Annotated in this window: 14 protein-coding genes; 8 read left to right on the forward strand and 6 right to left on the reverse strand. The window is 68.3% G+C overall.

Going from position 1 to position 15,995, the window contains the following annotated elements; genetic code table 11:
• Window positions 1–142 precede the first annotated feature (142 nt).
• Together QFZ83_RS16480 and QFZ83_RS16485 are read left to right on the forward strand one after the other, a co-directional pair.
• Entirely contained in the window at window positions 143–1,138 is a 996-nt protein-coding gene (locus QFZ83_RS16480) for a tripartite tricarboxylate transporter substrate binding protein (RefSeq protein WP_307508132.1), read from the forward strand.
• The gene (locus QFZ83_RS16485; RefSeq protein WP_307508134.1) at window positions 1,135–2,139 is read left to right on the forward strand and encodes a tripartite tricarboxylate transporter substrate binding protein; all 1,005 of its coding nucleotides are present in this window, start codon (window positions 1,135–1,137) and stop codon (window positions 2,137–2,139) included. The genes QFZ83_RS16480 and QFZ83_RS16485 overlap by 4 nt, the downstream gene beginning before the upstream one ends.
• Here QFZ83_RS16485 and QFZ83_RS16490 read toward each other — a convergent pair.
• Both QFZ83_RS16490 and QFZ83_RS16495 read right to left on the reverse strand, forming a co-directional pair.
• Window positions 2,126–3,010, reverse strand: coding sequence for an alpha/beta fold hydrolase (locus tag QFZ83_RS16490; protein ID WP_307508136.1), 885 nt, complete (start codon window positions 3,008–3,010; stop codon window positions 2,126–2,128). The genes QFZ83_RS16485 and QFZ83_RS16490 overlap by 14 nt on opposite strands.
• Window positions 3,007–3,570, reverse strand: coding sequence for a cytochrome b (locus tag QFZ83_RS16495; RefSeq protein ID WP_306877139.1), 564 nt, complete (start codon window positions 3,568–3,570; stop codon window positions 3,007–3,009). Before QFZ83_RS16495 ends, QFZ83_RS16490 begins: the two co-directional genes overlap by 4 nt.
• 160 nt (window positions 3,571–3,730) lie before the next feature.
• Between QFZ83_RS16495 and QFZ83_RS16500 the strand changes: the two genes are divergently transcribed.
• Window positions 3,731–5,212: a glycosyltransferase gene (locus tag QFZ83_RS16500; RefSeq protein ID WP_307508138.1), complete on the forward strand. Its 1,482-nt coding sequence runs from the start codon at window positions 3,731–3,733 to the stop codon at window positions 5,210–5,212.
• 49 nt (window positions 5,213–5,261) lie between these two features.
• Here the strand turns inward: QFZ83_RS16500 and QFZ83_RS16505 are convergent, their stop codons facing one another.
• Window positions 5,262–6,095, reverse strand: coding sequence for a class III extradiol ring-cleavage dioxygenase (locus tag QFZ83_RS16505; RefSeq protein WP_307508140.1), 834 nt, complete (start codon window positions 6,093–6,095; stop codon window positions 5,262–5,264).
• Window positions 6,096–6,195: 100 nt separating this feature from the next.
• On the opposite strand from QFZ83_RS16505, the gene QFZ83_RS16510 reads away from it, so the two are divergent.
• Together QFZ83_RS16510 and QFZ83_RS16515 are read left to right on the forward strand one after the other, a co-directional pair.
• Window positions 6,196–7,131, forward strand: coding sequence for a LysR family transcriptional regulator (locus tag QFZ83_RS16510; protein ID WP_307508141.1), 936 nt, complete (start codon window positions 6,196–6,198; stop codon window positions 7,129–7,131).
• A 71-nt stretch (window positions 7,132–7,202) separates the two neighbouring features.
• Complete coding sequence (locus QFZ83_RS16515) at window positions 7,203–9,059, forward strand: ABC transporter ATP-binding protein (RefSeq protein ID WP_307508143.1); 1,857 nt, start codon at window positions 7,203–7,205, stop codon at window positions 9,057–9,059.
• Between the two features lie 13 nt (window positions 9,060–9,072).
• Here the strand turns inward: QFZ83_RS16515 and QFZ83_RS16520 are convergent, their stop codons facing one another.
• The gene (locus QFZ83_RS16520; RefSeq protein ID WP_307512734.1) at window positions 9,073–9,501 is read right to left on the reverse strand and encodes a VOC family protein; all 429 of its coding nucleotides are present in this window, start codon (window positions 9,499–9,501) and stop codon (window positions 9,073–9,075) included.
• 92 nt (window positions 9,502–9,593) lie between these two features.
• On the opposite strand from QFZ83_RS16520, the gene QFZ83_RS16525 reads away from it, so the two are divergent.
• Entirely contained in the window at window positions 9,594–10,175 is a 582-nt protein-coding gene (locus QFZ83_RS16525; RefSeq protein WP_307508145.1) for a TetR/AcrR family transcriptional regulator, read from the forward strand.
• Window positions 10,176–10,182: 7 nt separating this feature from the next.
• Here QFZ83_RS16525 and tssF read toward each other — a convergent pair whose 3' ends face one another.
• Both tssF and tssE read right to left on the reverse strand, forming a co-directional pair.
• Window positions 10,183–12,063, reverse strand: a complete 1,881-nt coding sequence (gene tssF, locus QFZ83_RS16530) for a type VI secretion system baseplate subunit TssF (RefSeq protein ID WP_307508147.1) — start codon at window positions 12,061–12,063, stop codon at window positions 10,183–10,185.
• Window positions 12,064–12,121: 58 nt separating this feature from the next.
• Entirely contained in the window at window positions 12,122–12,712 is a 591-nt protein-coding gene (gene tssE / locus QFZ83_RS16535) for a type VI secretion system baseplate subunit TssE (RefSeq protein ID WP_307508149.1), read from the reverse strand.
• A gap of 440 nt (window positions 12,713–13,152) precedes the next feature.
• On the opposite strand from tssE, the gene QFZ83_RS16540 reads away from it, so the two are divergent.
• Both QFZ83_RS16540 and QFZ83_RS16545 read left to right on the forward strand, forming a co-directional pair.
• A complete protein-coding gene (locus tag QFZ83_RS16540; protein WP_307508151.1) occupies window positions 13,153–14,550 on the forward strand; it encodes a DUF2868 domain-containing protein in 1,398 nt (465 codons plus the stop codon).
• The gene (locus QFZ83_RS16545; RefSeq protein WP_307508153.1) at window positions 14,547–15,956 is read left to right on the forward strand and encodes a GTPase/DUF3482 domain-containing protein; all 1,410 of its coding nucleotides are present in this window, start codon (window positions 14,547–14,549) and stop codon (window positions 15,954–15,956) included. The genes QFZ83_RS16540 and QFZ83_RS16545 overlap by 4 nt, the downstream gene beginning before the upstream one ends.
• The last annotated feature ends 39 nt before the right edge of the window (window positions 15,957–15,995 follow it).

Here is a 15,995-nt window from a genome sequence, read left to right on the forward strand (position 1 = left end):
TTTCGTCGTATTTTGATTTCAATGTTCATTTTGTCAAACACAAAAGACCAGAAACGCCGTTTGTTCGGGGTATTCCCTAGTTAATCTGGATTTTTATGATTTTCTAAATCAATATAAGAAGAACATTCCAACGGAGACATCGATGAAGAAACACAACGGCAGCCGCCGTGCATTCGGCGCGGCCCTCAGCGCCGCGGCCCTGCTGGGCCTGGCGCCGCTGGCCATGGCGCAGGACTTTCCCTCGCGCAGCAAACCGATCCGCATCGTCGTGGGCTTCACCGCCGGCGGCGGCACCGACGCGCAGGCGCGCATCGTGGCGCAGAAGCTCGGCGAGGTGCTGGGCACCAGCGTGATCGTGGACAACCGCCCCGGCGCGAGCACCATGCTCGCGGCCAACGAGGTGTCGCGCGCGCTGCCCGACGGCTACACGCTGCTCTACGCGCCCTCTTCCACGATGGCGCAGAACCCGCACACCTTCGCGCAGGTGCCCTACAACCCGTTCAAGGACTTCACCGCCATCTCGATGGGCGGGCGCGGGCCGCTGGTGCTGTCGGTCAGCACCACGGTGCCCGCCAACAACGTGAAGGAACTCGTGGCCTACGTGAAGGCGAATCCCGGCAAGGTGAGCTACGCCTCGTTCGGCGCGGGCACCTCCTCGCACATCTACGGCGAAGCCTTCGTGAAGAAGACCGGCGTCGACGCGGTGCACATCCCCTACAAGGGCGGCTCGGACGCGGCGAAAGACCTGATCGGCGGCCGCGTGCAGTACATGTTCGACTCGGCCTCCTCGGCCGTCATCACCTCGGCCTCGGGCAAGGTGAAGATCCTGGCGATCGCGTCGAACGCGCGCATCTCGGCGCTGCCCGACGTGCCCACCTTCGCCGAGCAGGGCATCACGGGCCTGGACCTGCCGAGTTGGCTCGGCTTCTACGGGCCGGCGCACATGCCGGCGCCGGTGGTCGCCAAGCTCAACGCCGCGCTCACGCAGGTGCTGGCGATGCCACAGGTGCGCGAGTTCTATCGCACGGGCGGCTACGAAGCGGGCGCGACGACGCCGGAAGAATTCGCCGGCATCACGCGTTCGACCTACGACCGCTGGGGCGCGATGGTGCAGCAGGTAGGTTTGGCCAAGCAATGAGCCCTTCGTCTTTCATCACCCGACGCCGCGTGACCACGTGGCTCGCTCTGGGCGCGGCCGCCCTGCCGCTGCCTTCATTCGCAGCCTCGCCCGCGGCCTTTCCGGAAAAGGGCCGCAGCATCCGCATCGTGCTCGGACTCGCGGCGGGCGGTGCCTCCGATGCGCAGGCGCGTTTCGTCGCCAACAAGCTCGGCGAGGTGCTGCAGACGCCCGTCATCGTGGAGAACCGGCCGGGCGCGAGCTTCATCCTCGCGACCGAGGAAGTGATCCGCGCGGTGCCCGACGGCTACACCTTCATGTACGCGCCCTCTTCCGTGGTCGCGCAGAACCCGCAGACGCTGGCGCAGGTGCGCTACGACCCGGTCAAGGACCTGACGCCCATCTCGCTCGGCGCGCGCGGCCCGCTGGTGCTGACGGTGCACACGAGTGTGCCGGCGCGCAACGTGCAGGAGCTCGTCGCGTACATCAAGGCCAACCCGGGGAAGATGAGCTACGCCTCTTTCGGCACCGGCACCTCGTCGCACATCTACGGCGAAGCCTTTGCGCGGCAGGCCGGCCTCGACGTCGTGCACGTGCCCTACAAGGGCGGCGCCGATGCGGCGAAGGACTTTCTCGCGGGCCGCGTGCAGTACTACTTCGACGCGGCGCCCAACGCCATCCAGAACACGGCCACCGGCAAGGTGCGCATGCTGGCGGTGGCGGCGCCCAAGCGAAGCGCGATGCTCCCCGACGTGCCCACGATGACCGAGCAAGGCGTGAGTGGCGTCGACATGGCGAGCTGGCTCGGCTTCTACGGACCGGCGCGCATGCCGGCGCCGGTGGTCGCCAAGCTCAACGCCGCCTTAGCGCAGGTGCTGGCGATGCCGGCCACGCGCGACTTCTTCCGCCAGGGTGCGTACGAAGCTGAATCGTCGACCCCGCAGCAGCTGGCCGACTTGACGCGCACAACTTACGACCAGTGGGCCGAGACCATCCGCAAGCTCGGTCTCACGAAGCAGTAACGAGCCGCGGCGACGTTCGGCCGAAGAACTTCAAGAGCCGCGCGTTGGTCTCGGCGGCGCGCTCGTACTGCACCCAGTGCCCCGCGCCGTCGATGACCACGCCTTCGCGATTCGGTCCTTCGCTCGCGAGCTGCGCGACCAGCGGACGCGGATCGGCCGTGACGTCGTACTCGCCCCAGAGCAGCAGCGTCGGCAGGCCCAGCGTGTCGAGCGCCTTGCGAAGGCCGCCGGCTTGCGACACCTCCTTGCTGCGAAAGCGCGTGCCGTGGCAGGAGATGTCGTGGATCTCGAAGGCCAGCGGATCGATGGCCGCGGTGTCGTGCAGCATCAGCGCGCCGAGGTTGTGCAAGAGCGCGGCGCGCTCGGCCTCGCGGTCGGGCGCGGCGCGCCAGTTGATCATCTGCGCCGTCATGCGGCGCAGCGTGCCGTGGCCGCCGCTGCCCAGCAGCGCGAGCTTGCGCACCGCGCCGCGTTGCACCGCAAAGCGCGCGGCGGTGAGGCCGCCGAAAGAGAAGCCGCCCAGGTCGATGGGCGTGCCCGCGCCGATGAGCGCATCGAGCGTGCCGCCGAGTGCGTTCAGCAAGGGCAACAACGAGTCTTCGCCGGGCGCCACGCGCGGCAGCGCATCGGAGTCATGGAAGCCCGGCATGTCGGGCAGGAGCAGCGTGCGTTCGGCCGAGAGCGCTTCGGCATTGCGCAGCCAGTGCATCCAGCTGCCGTGGCCGCCGTGCAGCAGAACAATGGGCGGTTTCGTCGTGTCGGTGCCGAAGCGCCGCCACCGCACGCGTATGCCTTCGTGCACGGGGTCGTGATGGGTGGAGAGTGCGTCGATGCTTGCAATGCGCTCGGCGGGGGTCTGGGTATCGGTCATGGGAGCATCCGCTGGAGTTCGGCTTCGCCGTCGAAGAACTGGTGCTTCAGCGCGCCCAGCACATGCAGGGCGAAAAGCACATAGAACACGTAGCCGGCCCAGGTGTGCACGCCGCCCAGCACCGTGTGCCAGGTTTCCTTCAGTACCGGCTCGATGCCCGAGATCCATCCGATGCGCGGCCATTCGAAGAGGCCGAAGAGCTGCATGGGGTGCGTGGCCGCGTCTTTCCAGGCCGAATCGTGCATCCAGCCCGACAGCGGCAGCAGGATCATCAAGAGGTAGAGCACGCCGTGCGCGGCATGCGCGCCGAAGCGCTCGATGCGCCCGTAGGAGCCGGGCATGGCCGGCGGCCGGTGCGTCGCACGCCACAGGAGTCGCAGGATCACCAGCCCCAGCACCGTGATGCCAGTCGACTTGTGGGTGTCGATGGCCGGGCGCACCCACTCGTCGGGGTAGTAATTCACCAGCAGGATCAGCGCGATGTTCAGCGCCATGAGCAGCGCGATCGCCCAGTGCAGCACGATGGCGGTGCGGGTGTAGCGGTTTTCTTGTTTGGGCATGCGGGGAATTTTCGGGGCTGGGCGCACTCAGTCTTCGGCACGCCCGATTGTCCCGGCATTGCGCTGGACCTTCCCGTCTCCTTGAAACCACTGGTCGGGTTCTTGCGTATCCGGTTCGCCGCCGACCACGCTCGGCCTCGTCAGTTTTCCCGGCTTTGTCTTGAACGATTCACTCCAACGCGCCTTCGAGGCCGCATCGCCGCGGCTTTCCCCGCCCGCCACGCCGCTGCGAAGCTGGCTGATCCATGGCGGCGTGCTAGTGCTCTGGGCACTGCTGTTCGCGATGGCGTTTCGCATCGGCAACGTGCGGGCCTGGTCGGTGGGCGTGGCCTATGTGCTGTACGACACCGTGCTGCTGCTGTTCGTGGGCTGGAAGACCTTGCCCATCCTGCAGTCGCTGCGGCCGCCCGCCGCTGCCGAAGCCACCGGAGGCGACGCGCGCCGCACCACGCTGGGCGTGATCGTCGCCTCGCACAATGAGGCCGCGGTGCTGCCGGTCACGCTCGCCGCGCTGCTCGGGCAGGACGACCGGCCCGACCGCATCGTGATCGCGGACGACGGCTCCACCGACGCCACTGGCGAGCTGCTCGCCACACGCTACGGCCTCGCGGCGCCCGCGCCGGGCGGGCTGAGCGAGGCGAGCACCCTGCACCCGGGCCTTTACTGGCTGCGCTTGCCCCATGGCGGCAAGGCGGTGGCGCTCAATGCGGCCATGCTGTGCATCGACACCGACACCGTGCTCACCGTGGACGGCGACACGCTGCTCGACAAGGGGGCCATCGGCGCGGTGCGCCGCGCATTCGCCGCCGAGCCGAACCTGGTGGCCGCCACCGGCGTCATCACGCCCGTGTGCAGCCGCACGCTGGCCGGGCGCTGCTTCCAGTGGTTCCAGACCTACGAGTACATCCGCAACTTTCTCTCGCGCTATGCGTGGATGCGGGTCAACGGGCTGCTCTTGATCTCGGGCGCCTTCGCCGGCTTCCGGCTCGACGCGGTGCGCGCGGTGGGCGGCTTCGACACCGACTGCCTGGTCGAAGACTACGAACTCATCCACCGGCTGCACCGCCATGCCCAGGCGCACGGCCTTGCATGGACGGTGCGCGTGCTCGGCGACGCGCAGGCCCACACCGATGCGCCGAGCAGCACCGGGGCGTTCCTGCGGCAGCGCCGCCGCTGGTTCGGCGGCTTTTTGCAAACGCAGTACTGGTACCGCGCGATGGTGGGCGACCGGCGCTACGGCTGGCTGGGCACGCTGATGCTGCCGGTCAAAGCCGTCGATACGCTGCAGCCGCTCTACGGGCTGGCCGCCTTCGGGCTCTTGCTGGTGTACCTGGTGCGCGGCGACTTCGGCGTGCTCGCGCCGGTGGCGGGAGTGATCGGCGCGAAGATCGTGCTCGATCTGGCCTTCCACTTGTGGTCGGTGCACCTGTACCGGCGCTGGATCGGCCGTCCCGGCGAAGCCCACATGGCCCAGGCCCTCCTGGCCGCGCTGGTGGAGCCCTTCACCTTCCAGATCCTGCGGCACACCGGCGCCGCGTGGGGCTGGTGGACCTTCCTGACCGGCCGCGGCACCTGGGGGAAGCAGACCCGCGTCGGGCTGGTCGATGCCGAGGGAGCCGGGCGCCACGAGCCCCGGCCTTGATTTCCCCGGCAATCCTTCTCGCCCGGGCGACGCGAGTTCTCGCGTTCCCTCAGACCGCGCCGAAGCGATAGCTCGACACCACGAGCCCGCCCATGAAGGCGTCCTCGTGATACACGCGCTCGCCGGCGTCGCCCTCGGCCGCTCCGACCGCGACCATCAGCGGAATCAGGTGCTCCTCGCGCGGATGCGCCATGCGCGCGGCGGGTGCCGCTTCCCAGTTCTGCAGATGCGCGGCGCGTTCGGCCGGCGCGCCCTTCACCACCGCCGCATCGAGCCAGTCGTCGAAGGCCTTCGACACGCCATGCGCCTGCGGGCCGAAGTTGCGCAGGTTGTGATAGCTCAAGCCGCTGCCGACGATCAGCACGTCTTCGTCGCGCAGTGGTGCGAGCGCGCGGCCCAGCGCGAGGTGTTCGGCCGGATCGAGCCCGCGCCGCAGGGACAGCTGCACCACCGGCACGTCGGCCTTCGGATAGATCGCGGCCATCGGCGAGAACATGCCGTGGTCGTAGCCGCGCTCGGGGTCGATCTGCACCGGCAGGCCGGCCGCGGCGATGAGCGACTGCACCCGCTGCGCAAGCTCGGGAGAGCCGGGCGCGTCGTAGCGCACTTCGTAGGTGTGGGGCGGGAAGCCGCCGTAGTCGTAAATCATGGGCGGCTTCGGGTTGCCCTGCACCGTGAAAGCCGGTGCCTCCCAGTGCGCCGACACCATGAGGATGGTCTTGGGCGTGCGGCCGATCTGGCGCGGCATGTTGGCGAGCGAGGCGGCGAGCTGGTCGTAGGTGGCGCCCATCTCCTTCTTCATCCAGGGCCACGGACCGCCGCCGTGGGAGATGAAGTACGTCGGGAGGCGCGAGGTGGGCGATGTGGTGTTGCCGTGGGTCAAGTCAATGCTCCTTCAAAGCGTTGGATCGACTGTAGACATTTCCTCCAAGGAAATCGACCAGCTACGATGCATCGAATCATTTCTCCACAGGAAACCATCGATGGACCGCATGACCAGCCTGCGCGTGTTCCGCGAGGTCGTCGAGGCCGGCAGTTTCACGGCCGCCGCCGGGCGGCTCGCGATGTCGCCACCCATGGCGAGCAAGCACGTGGCACAGCTCGAGAAGTCGCTCGGCGCGCGCCTCCTGCACCGCTCCAGCCGCCACCTGAGCCTGACCGAGGCCGGCACCGCCTGGTACGAGCAGAGCCGCCGCGCGCTCGACCTGCTCGATGCAGCCGAAGCCGCCATCGGCCAGACCAGCGAGGCGCCGCGCGGCCAGCTCAAGGTAAGCGCGCCGGTGTGGTGTGCCACGCCGCGTTTCGCGCGCGTGCTCGCCGACTACCGCGAGCGCTTTCCGGAAGTGCTGGTCGACATGCACCTGGAGAACCGCAAGGTCGATCTCGCGGCCGACGGCTACGACCTCGCGTTGCGCGCCACGCAGGAGCCCTCGCCCGCGTTGATCGCGCGGCCGCTGTGCCGCGTGCCCTTTCACCTCGCGGGCACGCCCGATTACCTGAAGCGCATGGGCGGCTGCCCCGCGCTGCCGGCCGACCTGTCGCGGCTCGGCGCGATCGTGCCGAGCTATGTGAACCTGGACAACCTCGCGCTCAAGGGGCCGGGCGGGCGGATGCTGCCGCTGCGCCTCACGCCGGCGATGCGCTCGGACGACACCACCCTCACGCTGCACGCGGTGCATGCGGGGATGGGCATCGCGTTCATGCCGCTGTGGCTCATCGACGACGACCTCGCCGAGGGTCGCCTCGTGCGGCTGCTGCCGGACTACGAGGCCCAGCCCGTCACGCTCTTCGCCGTGTACACCAGCCGGCAGTACATGGCGCCCAAGCTGCGTACTTTCATCGACTTCCTGGGCGAACGGCTCGGTGCACTGGAACCAAAGGCCACGCCGCAGATCGCCACCAAGCCGCGCAAGAGATAGCCAACGCACCTTTTCAGGGCAAGGTCATGCCGGCGCGGCTAAAGTCCACGGCTCTCTGGGAGATCGTGTCCTTGTTCCGCTTCTTCGAAAAACTCCTTCACCCCTACCCCGCCGCCGAACCGCCATTGCCGCCGCAAGGCTTCTTCGCCTTCCTGTGGGCCTGCACGCATGGCGTGCGCGGCAAGATCGCCGCGATGGCGGTGCTCACGGCCGTCATGTCGATCTTCGAGGCGGCGCTGTTCGCCATCCTCGGGCGCGTGGTCGACTGGCTCGGCGGCCAGGTGCCGTCGCGGCTGTGGGCCGAGCGCGGCGATGCGCTGATGTGGATGGCCGCGGTGCTGGTGGTCAGCATCTTGGTGGTCGCGCTGCAGACCATCGTGAAGCACCAGACGCTGGCGGTGAACCTGCCGATGCGCCTGCGCTGGAACTTCCACCGGCTGATGCTGGGCCAGAGCATGGCCTTCTACCAGGACGAGTTCGCGGGCCGCATCACGGCCAAGGTGATGCAGACCGCGCTCGCGGTGCGCGACACCATCTTCGTGCTGGCCGACGTGCTGGTGGCCATGGGCGTGTATGTCGCGACCATGATCATCCTGGTGGGCGTGCTCGATGCGCAGCTGGTGTGGCCCTTCGTCATCTGGCTCGCGCTCTACATCGGCGCGCTCGCGTATTTCGTGCCGCGCCTGGGCAAAGTCGGCAAGGCGCAGGCCGATGCGCGCGCGCTCATGACCGGCCGCGTGACCGACGCCTACACCAACATCGCGACGGTCAAGCTGTTCTCTTACACACAGCGCGAAGCGGGCTTCGCGCGCGATGCGATGCGCGAATTCATGAAGACCGGCTACGGCCAGATGCGCCTGGTGAGCGCCTTCGAAATCGTCAACCACACGCTGAGCATGGGCCTCACGGCCGGCATGGCGGGCACGGCCCTCTGGCTCTGGTCGCACGGCACGGTCGGCGTAGGCGCGGTGGCCGCGGCCACCGCGATGGCACTGCGGCTGCAGGGCATGTCGCACTGGATCATGTGGGAGATGACCAGCCTGTTCGAGAACATCGGCACGGTGCAGGACGGCATGAAGACGCTGTCGCGCCCGCGCACCGTGCTGGATGCGGCAGACGCCTCGGTGCTCGAGGTGCCGCGCGGCGAAGTGCGCTTCGAGAACGCGAGCTTCCGCTACGCCGATGCGGGCCGCCGCGTCATCGACAGCCTGAACCTCACGGTGAAACCCGGCGAGAAGATCGGCCTGGTCGGCCGTTCGGGTGCCGGCAAGTCGACGCTGGTGAACCTGCTGCTGCGCTTTCACGACCTGGAGAGCGGCCGCATCCTCATCGACGGGCAGGACATCGCGCACGTCACGCAGGATTCGCTGCGCAGCCACATCGGCATGGTCACGCAGGACACCTCGCTGATGCACCGCTCGGTGGCCGACAACATCGCCTACGGCCGGCCCGATGCGGCGCATGCGCAGATCGAGGCAGCGGCCAAACGCGCCGAGGCGCACGACTTCATCCAGACGCTGGGCGATGCGAGCGGCCGGCGCGGCTACGAGGCGCACGTGGGCGAGCGCGGCGTGAAGCTCTCTGGCGGCCAGCGGCAACGCGTGGCCATCGCGCGCGTGATGCTGAAGGACGCGCCGATCCTCTTGCTCGACGAGGCGACCAGCGCGCTCGACTCCGAAGTGGAAGCAGCCATCCAGCAAAGCCTCTACACGCTGATGGAAGGCAAGACCGTGATTGCGATCGCGCACCGGCTCTCGACCATCGCGGCGATGGACCGGCTGATCGTGCTCGACGAAGGCCGCGTGGTGGAAGAAGGCGACCACCGCACGCTGATGGCGCAGGGTGGTTTGTATGCGCGGCTGTGGGCGCACCAGAGCGGCGGGTTCCTGGGCGATTCGCTCGAGGAAGACGAGGCGCTCAGGGCCTGATCGCGGATCGCACTCAGGTCGGCAAGGCGCCGGCCTCGTACTGCGCCGCGAACTCCCCGCTCGGCGGGATCGGCTTGATGATGTCGATCAGCACCCCGTTCGGATCGCGCGTGATGAAGTGCCGCTGGCCGAAGGCCTCGTCGCGCAGCGGCAGAAGGATCGGCAGACCTGCCGCCTTCAGCCGGTCGTGTACAGCGTCGGGGTCGTCCACCTCGAAGTTCAGCAGCAGCCCGCCCACCACCTGGCCGCGCGCCGGCGCGGGAATGGTCTCGTGGTGGCCGTCGAGCACGGCGAGGTTCACCGAGGGCTCGCCTTCCAGTTGCAAATGAACGTACCAGTCGCTGGTGAAGAGCGGCACGAAACCGAAGTGCGATCGGTAGAAGGCGGCGGTGCCGGCCACGTCCCCGGTCATGACGACGGGGTAGTAGCTCGTGACTTTCATGGGAAGCATGGGACAGGTCCTTTCATAAAACATACAGACTGTACGTACGTTAAATGCTAACCTACAGACAGCCTGTATGTAAATTACCTTCCATGGCCACCAACCGCGAACGCACCGAAAGCACCCAGCTCGCACTGATCGAAGCCGCCCGCGCGCTCTTCGTCAGCAAGGGCTACGGCGACACCTCCACCCCCGAAATCGCATCGGCCGCGGGCATCACGCGCGGCGCGCTGTACCACCACTTCGCGGACAAGCGCGACCTGTTCCGGCAGGTGCTGGCGCGCGAGGCGATGGCGGTCGCCGCCGACATCGAAGCCGCCGCCCCCGAGCAACTGGGCCCGCGCGAGGCGCTGATCCAGGGCAGCGAGGCTTACCTGAACGCCATGACCGTGCCGGGTCGCACACGGCTCTTGCTGGTCGACGGCCCGGCTGTGCTGGGCATGGCCGAGGCCATGGCGATCGACGATGCCAACGCCGCGCAGTCGCTGCGCGAGGGGCTGAAGCGCGCCGGCATGGGGCGCGGCGAGGTCTCGGTCGACGCGCTGTCGCAGTTGCTGTCGGCCGCCTTCGACCGCGCGGCGCTGGAGATCGACGCAGGCGCGGACGCCAAAGAGGTTCGCGCCGCCATGCGCTGGCTGGTCGAGCAGGCGTTGGGGCCTGTCAAGAAACGCTGACCAGCCCTCAGACGATCCCGCGCCCACCCATGCGCACAGGCCACTTGGCCACCGTTCCGCGCTGCATCGACTCGAGCGTCGTCTGCGTGAACACGTTGATGCTCACATGCCGCGCGAGGTAATGCTCCAGCACCAGCCCCAGCAGATACGGGCTCGTGCCTGAGAAGCCTTCTTCATCCACGCTCAGCGTGCACTGCACGCCGCGCCCGTAGATCAACGGCCCCGAGCCCGGCAGGCGCCGCGTCACCGGCTCGATGCGCGAGCCCACGAGGCTGTCGATCTGCCGGCGCAGCACGTCGCTGTCGGCCGACACGAACAGCCGCAGCATGTCGCGCAGCGCCTGCGCGCCTTCGCGGTGCGGCATGTCGGCCAGCGGCAGGTGGTTGAAGCCCAATTGGCGAATCAGCCGCCATGCAATTTCGCGCTGCGCGAAAGGCGACTTCGGAATGCTCGGCGGGCGGATCAGGCCCACCGCAGACACCGGGATCGAATCGGACACCGCGAGATCCGAATGCCCGTTGCGCGGCACCAGGCACGGCAGGTCGCGGTTCGTGAGCATCGCCTTCACCGACAGGTAGCGAAGGCTCTCCGGATACGGCGCCTCGTGCTGGTCGACCAGCGACAGAAACACCTCGGTGCCGATGTAGGGCGTGCGCGTGCCGTACTTGCGCGATGTGTCGGAGGCAAGCCGCTGTTCGCGGCGCACCGAGAAGTAGCGGCCGTGGTTGCCTTCGTCTTCATTGAGCGTCTGGTAGAGCGGGCGGAATTCCAGTTCGGCCGTGGTCTGCGCCTGCTGCCCTGCGATGCGCTGGACCGAATAGACCTCGAAATCGAGCGGCCGCGAGCGGTCGGGCACCAGGTGGAACTCAGGCTGCGCCGCGTTGAGCTCGACGCGGTCGGTGCGCCGCTCGAAGAGGTTGACGACCGGCGTGCTGAAGAGCGCGAACTGCCCGGCGTCGACCAGGGCACCCAGCGGCCCCGGCGGCTTGCTCAGCAGCACGAGAATTTCGACCTCCTTGCCTTGCGCCCGCGCAAGCCCCGGCGCCAGTTGGGTCAGCGTGAAGAAGTAGAAGCGCTCGGGGCACGCGAAGTATTCGTGCAGCAGGTTGTGGCCGTGAAAGGTGTTCCACGCGAGCGGCAGCAGCCCCTGCCCCGGCGCCAGTCCTTCGTGCACCAGCGCCCCTTCGGTCACCACGTGCGGCCGCTCCATCAGCTTGCCCGGTTCGCCGACGAAGGTGGCGACCGCCGAGGTGTGCAGCAGCTCGAACAGATGCGAGGCCACGTGCTCGTTGCCACGCAGGTAAATCGGAAGGCGGTCGAGTCCGACCAGCGCGCCGAAGCCCATCTCGCCCACTGTGCGCAGACGCAAACGCAGCGCGCCCGTCACCTGCACATGCGGCGGCAGGTAGCGCTCCAGCGCGGGGATGTCGGGCGGCGCGCCGGTGAGCTTGGCATCGACGATCTCGATGGGCCACAGCGTCACGTCCTGGCTGGAGCGGAACTCGCACGGCGTTTCCTCGCCCGCCGGCACGCGCGCATGAAAGGCCGTGCCGCGCGGCACCACGAAGCCGCGCGTGAAGTCGCCCTCCTTCACGCTCGGGTGCAGTTGTGCCACCGCCATCGACGGCGTGGGGCTCAGGTAGTTGGGGTACAGCACTTCGAGCAGCCGCTGCGTGAAGCGCGGGAACTCCGCGTCCAGCTTGATCTGCATGCGCGCCGAGAGAAAGCTGAACGACTCGATCAGCCGTTCCACATACGGGTCGGCCACCTCGATGCCGTGCATGCCCAGGCGCTTCGCGATCTTGGGGTGTGAGGCAGCGAACTCGCTAGCGGCCTCGCGCATGTAGACCAGTTCCTTGTTGTAGTAGTCGAGCAGTTGAGGGTCCATGGTGGTGTGATTTCCCTGAATGAAGTTGTTGGTGGTGATGTGGCGTGGTGATGAGGGCTCACCGCGCCGAAGAGATCACGCGCATGCGGTTGGTCTCCAGATCGACCGCGCTCTGCACGGTGAAGGCCAGCGGATAAGGCCGAAGGTGAATCAGCGCCCGAATCTCGAACAGCAGCACGTTGTATTCACCCGCCGCGCCGCCCTCCTTCATGAGCGGCACGACCGTCACCGTCTCGGGAATCAGGCGCGGCTCGTAGTCCTGGATGGCGCGGCGGATGATGCGTTCGATGTCCGCCCACCGGCGCTCCGACAGGTAGCTGCCCGCGAGCGGCGGCACGCCGAAGTTGATGGTCGAGGACGCCGCTTCGGCATGCCGGGTGCGGTCGATCAGGTCTTCGGCGTTGGTGGTGTTGAGCAGATAGGCCAGGTCGCGCTGCACGATGTCGCGCATCTGCGCAGGCGTTACCGCGTACTCGGAAGGCAGCTCGCTCGCGCGGCTCGGGGCCTCGTCGCGCAGGCGGTCGAACAGCGTGGGGAGCAATTGCGCATTGGGGTGCGTTGCCGGGGCATCGGCCGGCCGGAGCGAACGGGCCCCGGGGTGTGCGGGATGAGAGCCGGTGAAGGGAGAAGACTGCTCGGCAGGTCGCATGGCTGGGCCTTTCTGGAAGGGCCAGAGTCTTGCGTGGATGCGGATGGCGCATTGCAAACAATGGTCACATCTGCCCGCACGCGCTGACAAAGCCGCGCAAAGCGGGGATTTGTCGTCAGCGGCGCGCTTTGCGAGTCCTACAGGACAGGCCGCCCCTCGCCGACATCACCCATCGCGCCGAAGTCCCATCCTTGATTCATCCCAATCAACGAGGAGCCCTCGCGTGAATTCCATCATCTACATCGTCGGTCTGGTCGTGGTCGTTGTTGCCGTGCTGTCGTTCTTCGGCTTGCGCTGAGAACGCACCGCGCTTTTTCGACCTGACAACCCGTGGAGAACGGGGCCGCATGCGGCCCCGTTTCTCATGGGCGCTCACAGGGCGGCGGGCATAATTCCCGCGCCCCGGCACTCCGCAGGGCGTGACCAGCAAAGGGCCCCTGTTGACCAACACCGCATTGCGCGAACCTGCCTTTCCTGATGCGGTGATCACCGAGGCGATCCGATGGACCGAAGAGACCGGTCCGCTCGACGACGCGCAGGCCCTGCGCATCGCTGCCTCGCGTGCAAGCGACGGCCACGCCCGCATCACGGAACGCGCCCTGCACCTGGGCGAACGCATCGGACTTCCATCTGAAATGGCACGCGCCCGCCATTGGGCGCCCTGGGTGCTGCTCGGGCTCGTGGCGCTGATCGTCGTCGCGGGGCTGGGCCTCGCGGGCAACGTGGTCGGCGGTGGCGAGCGCCACATCAACGTGATCGTCGCGCTCGTGAGCTTGCTGGGCCTGCATGCGCTCACGCTGCTGATCTGGCTCGTCGGCCTGTGGCTGCCGGCGGGATCGTTCGGCACCGCCTCGCTCGGCTGGCTCTGGCTCTGGCTCTCGCTCACCGCGCGCGTGGCGGGCGGCAAGCGCGGACAAGCGCCGCTGCTGCTGCGCGCCACCACGGGGCTGCTGACTCGCGCCCGGCTGCTGCCGTGGGCCTTCGGGCTCGTGAGCCATGGCATCTGGTCGCTGTCGTTCGCGGTGGTGCTGGCCGCAATGCTGTTCGCGCTGGCCTTTCGCAGCTACACGCTGAGCTGGGAGACGACGATCCTCGATCCGGCCTTCTTCGTCCGCGCGGTACAGATGCTCGGCTGGGCGCCTTCGCAGCTCGGTTTTCCGGTGCCCGATGCGACCACGGTTCTCTCGGCCGAGCCGGGTGCCGCGGGCCAGCGCACCTGGGCGATGTGGCTGACCGGCTGCATCGTGGTCTACGGCTTGCTGCCGCGCCTCGCGCTGGTGCTGCTGAGCGCCGCTGTCTGGCGCAGCCGCCGCAAGGCGTTGCAGCCCGACTGGAGCGAGCCGTACTACCGCAAGCTGCTCGCGCGCTTCGCCGCGCTGGCGCCGGCCGCCATCGTCGATGCCGATCCGGGGCGCACGCGCGGCGCCGCGCCCGCCCGGCTGGCGCCTTCCGAACTACAGAACGCGCTCTTCATCATCGGCTTCGAACTGCCGCCCGACATGCCGTGGCCGCCTACCGCACTGCCCGCTGACGCCGCGCAGGTGCTGCGCATCGATGGCAGCGCCCCCGCCCGCCGCATGCTGCTCGACCAACTCGCGCAAGCCCGGCCGCGCGCCGTGCTGCTGGTGTGCCACGCCGCATCGAGCCCAGACCGCGGCACCGAACGGTTTTTGCGCGAAGTGCTCGCGCATTGCGGCGAATGCCGGCTCTGGCTGGCGGACGCAAACGGCGCAGGTGCGGCCGGCCGTTGGATCGACTGGCTGCGCGACACGGGTCTCGAACGCATCACCGCCAGCGACAGTCTCGACGCCGCCTTGCAAGGACTCAGCGCCCCATGACGCAAGAAGCCATCCGCATCGCCGTCGTCGGCCACACCAACGCGGGCAAGACCTCGCTGCTGCGCACGCTCACGCGGCGCATCAGCTTCGGCGAGGTGTCGCAGCGCCCCGGCACCACGCGCCATGTCGAATCGGTCGACCTCGATGTGAACGGCGAGGCGGCGGTGCGCTTCTTCGACACGCCCGGCCTCGAAGACGCGGTGGCCCTGCGCGAGCACCTCGCGGGCTTCGATGCAGGAGCCACGCCGCCCGAACGCATCCGCCAGTTCCTGCAGGGTCCCGAAGCCCACGGCGTGTTCGAGCAGGAGGCCAAGGTGCTGCGCACCATGCTCGACATCGACGCGGCCTTTCTGGTCATCGACGTGCGCGAGCCGGTGCTGCCGAAGTTCCGCGACGAGATCGAGCTGCTCAATTCCTGCGCGCGGCCCGTGTTGCCGGTGCTGAACTTCGTGCGTGATGCGGCCAGCCGCGAACCGGCGTGGAAAGAACTGCTCTCGGCCTACGGCCTGCATGTGCAGGTGCGTTTCGATGCCGCCGCGCCTTTCGTCGGTGCCGAGCGCGACCTCTACAACGACCTCGCCACGCTGCTGCGCGACCGCCGCGACCAGTTGCGCGGCGTAGCCGATTTCCTCGACACCGAAGCCGCCGAGCGCCGCCGCTCCGCCTGCACGCGCATCGCTGCGCTGCTGGTCGATGCGGCCGCGATCCGTCGCACCGTGTCGGCCACCGAGTTCGCCGACACGGCGCGGCGCGAAGCGCTCGTCGCGGCCCTTCGCAAGACCGTGTTCGACAAGGCCCAGCGCTGCACCGACGACCTGCTCGCGCTCTACGGTTTTCGCCAGGGCGATGCCGACGAAGCGCCGCTGCAGGCCATCGAGGGCCGCTGGACGCTCGACTTCTTCAGCCCCGAAGCGATGAAGGACGCGGGCCTGCGCCTCGGCAAGGGCGCTGTCATCGGCGCCGCCGTGGGCGTGGTGGCCGACCTCGCCGTGGCGGGCCTCTCGCTCGGTGCGGGCGCGGCATTGGGCGGCGCCATCGGCGGCGCCGTGTCGCAAGGCTGGGGCCCGCTCGGCCGCAAGCTCGCCAACAAGTTGCGCGACGTGCACGAGGTCACCGTAGAAGACGGTGTGCTCTTCACCCTGGTCGCCTGGCAGCTCAAGCTCACGCAGGCGCTGGAGCAGCGTGGCCATGCGGCAACGCAACGCATCGCCACCGAGACGCCTGAAGACGGCGATGCACCCACGCGCGCCGCAGCCGCCGCAGTGCGCGGCGCGCAACCCGCGCGCAACCACCCCGAGTGGGAATCGACCGGCATTGCGACGCGCAGCTTCTGGCGCCCTTCGCCGCAGCGCGAAGCGCTGGTTTCCGACCTTTCCCGCGCCCTGCTGCCTGCCTTCGAAGCCTGACGCCGGGCTTCGCTTGCAGCCGGCGTTGGCCGGCTCCTA

The sequence above is a fragment of the Variovorax sp. W1I1 genome (assembly GCF_030815625.1).
In the GTDB taxonomy this organism is placed as follows: domain Bacteria; phylum Pseudomonadota; class Gammaproteobacteria; order Burkholderiales; family Burkholderiaceae_C; genus Variovorax; species Variovorax paradoxus_C.

Excerpts from the sequence above, each read along its gene's own strand:
- QFZ83_RS16480 (WP_307508132.1), top strand. The coding sequence starts at position 143 with ATGAAGAAACACAACGGCAGCCGCCGTGCATTCGGCGCGGCCCTCAGC.
- QFZ83_RS16485 (WP_307508134.1), top strand. The coding sequence starts at position 1,135 with ATGAGCCCTTCGTCTTTCATCACCCGACGCCGCGTGACCACGTGGCTC.
- QFZ83_RS16490 (WP_307508136.1), bottom strand. The coding sequence starts at position 3,010 with ATGACCGATACCCAGACCCCCGCCGAGCGCATTGCAAGCATCGACGCA.
- QFZ83_RS16495 (WP_306877139.1), bottom strand. The coding sequence starts at position 3,570 with ATGCCCAAACAAGAAAACCGCTACACCCGCACCGCCATCGTGCTGCAC.
- QFZ83_RS16510 (WP_307508141.1), top strand. The coding sequence starts at position 6,196 with ATGGACCGCATGACCAGCCTGCGCGTGTTCCGCGAGGTCGTCGAGGCC.
- QFZ83_RS16520 (WP_307512734.1), bottom strand. The coding sequence starts at position 9,501 with ATGAAAGTCACGAGCTACTACCCCGTCGTCATGACCGGGGACGTGGCC.
- QFZ83_RS16525 (WP_307508145.1), top strand. The coding sequence starts at position 9,594 with ATGGCCACCAACCGCGAACGCACCGAAAGCACCCAGCTCGCACTGATC.
- tssF (WP_307508147.1), bottom strand. The coding sequence starts at position 12,063 with ATGGACCCTCAACTGCTCGACTACTACAACAAGGAACTGGTCTACATG.
- tssE (WP_307508149.1), bottom strand. The coding sequence starts at position 12,712 with ATGCGACCTGCCGAGCAGTCTTCTCCCTTCACCGGCTCTCATCCCGCA.
- QFZ83_RS16545 (WP_307508153.1), top strand. The coding sequence starts at position 14,547 with ATGACGCAAGAAGCCATCCGCATCGCCGTCGTCGGCCACACCAACGCG.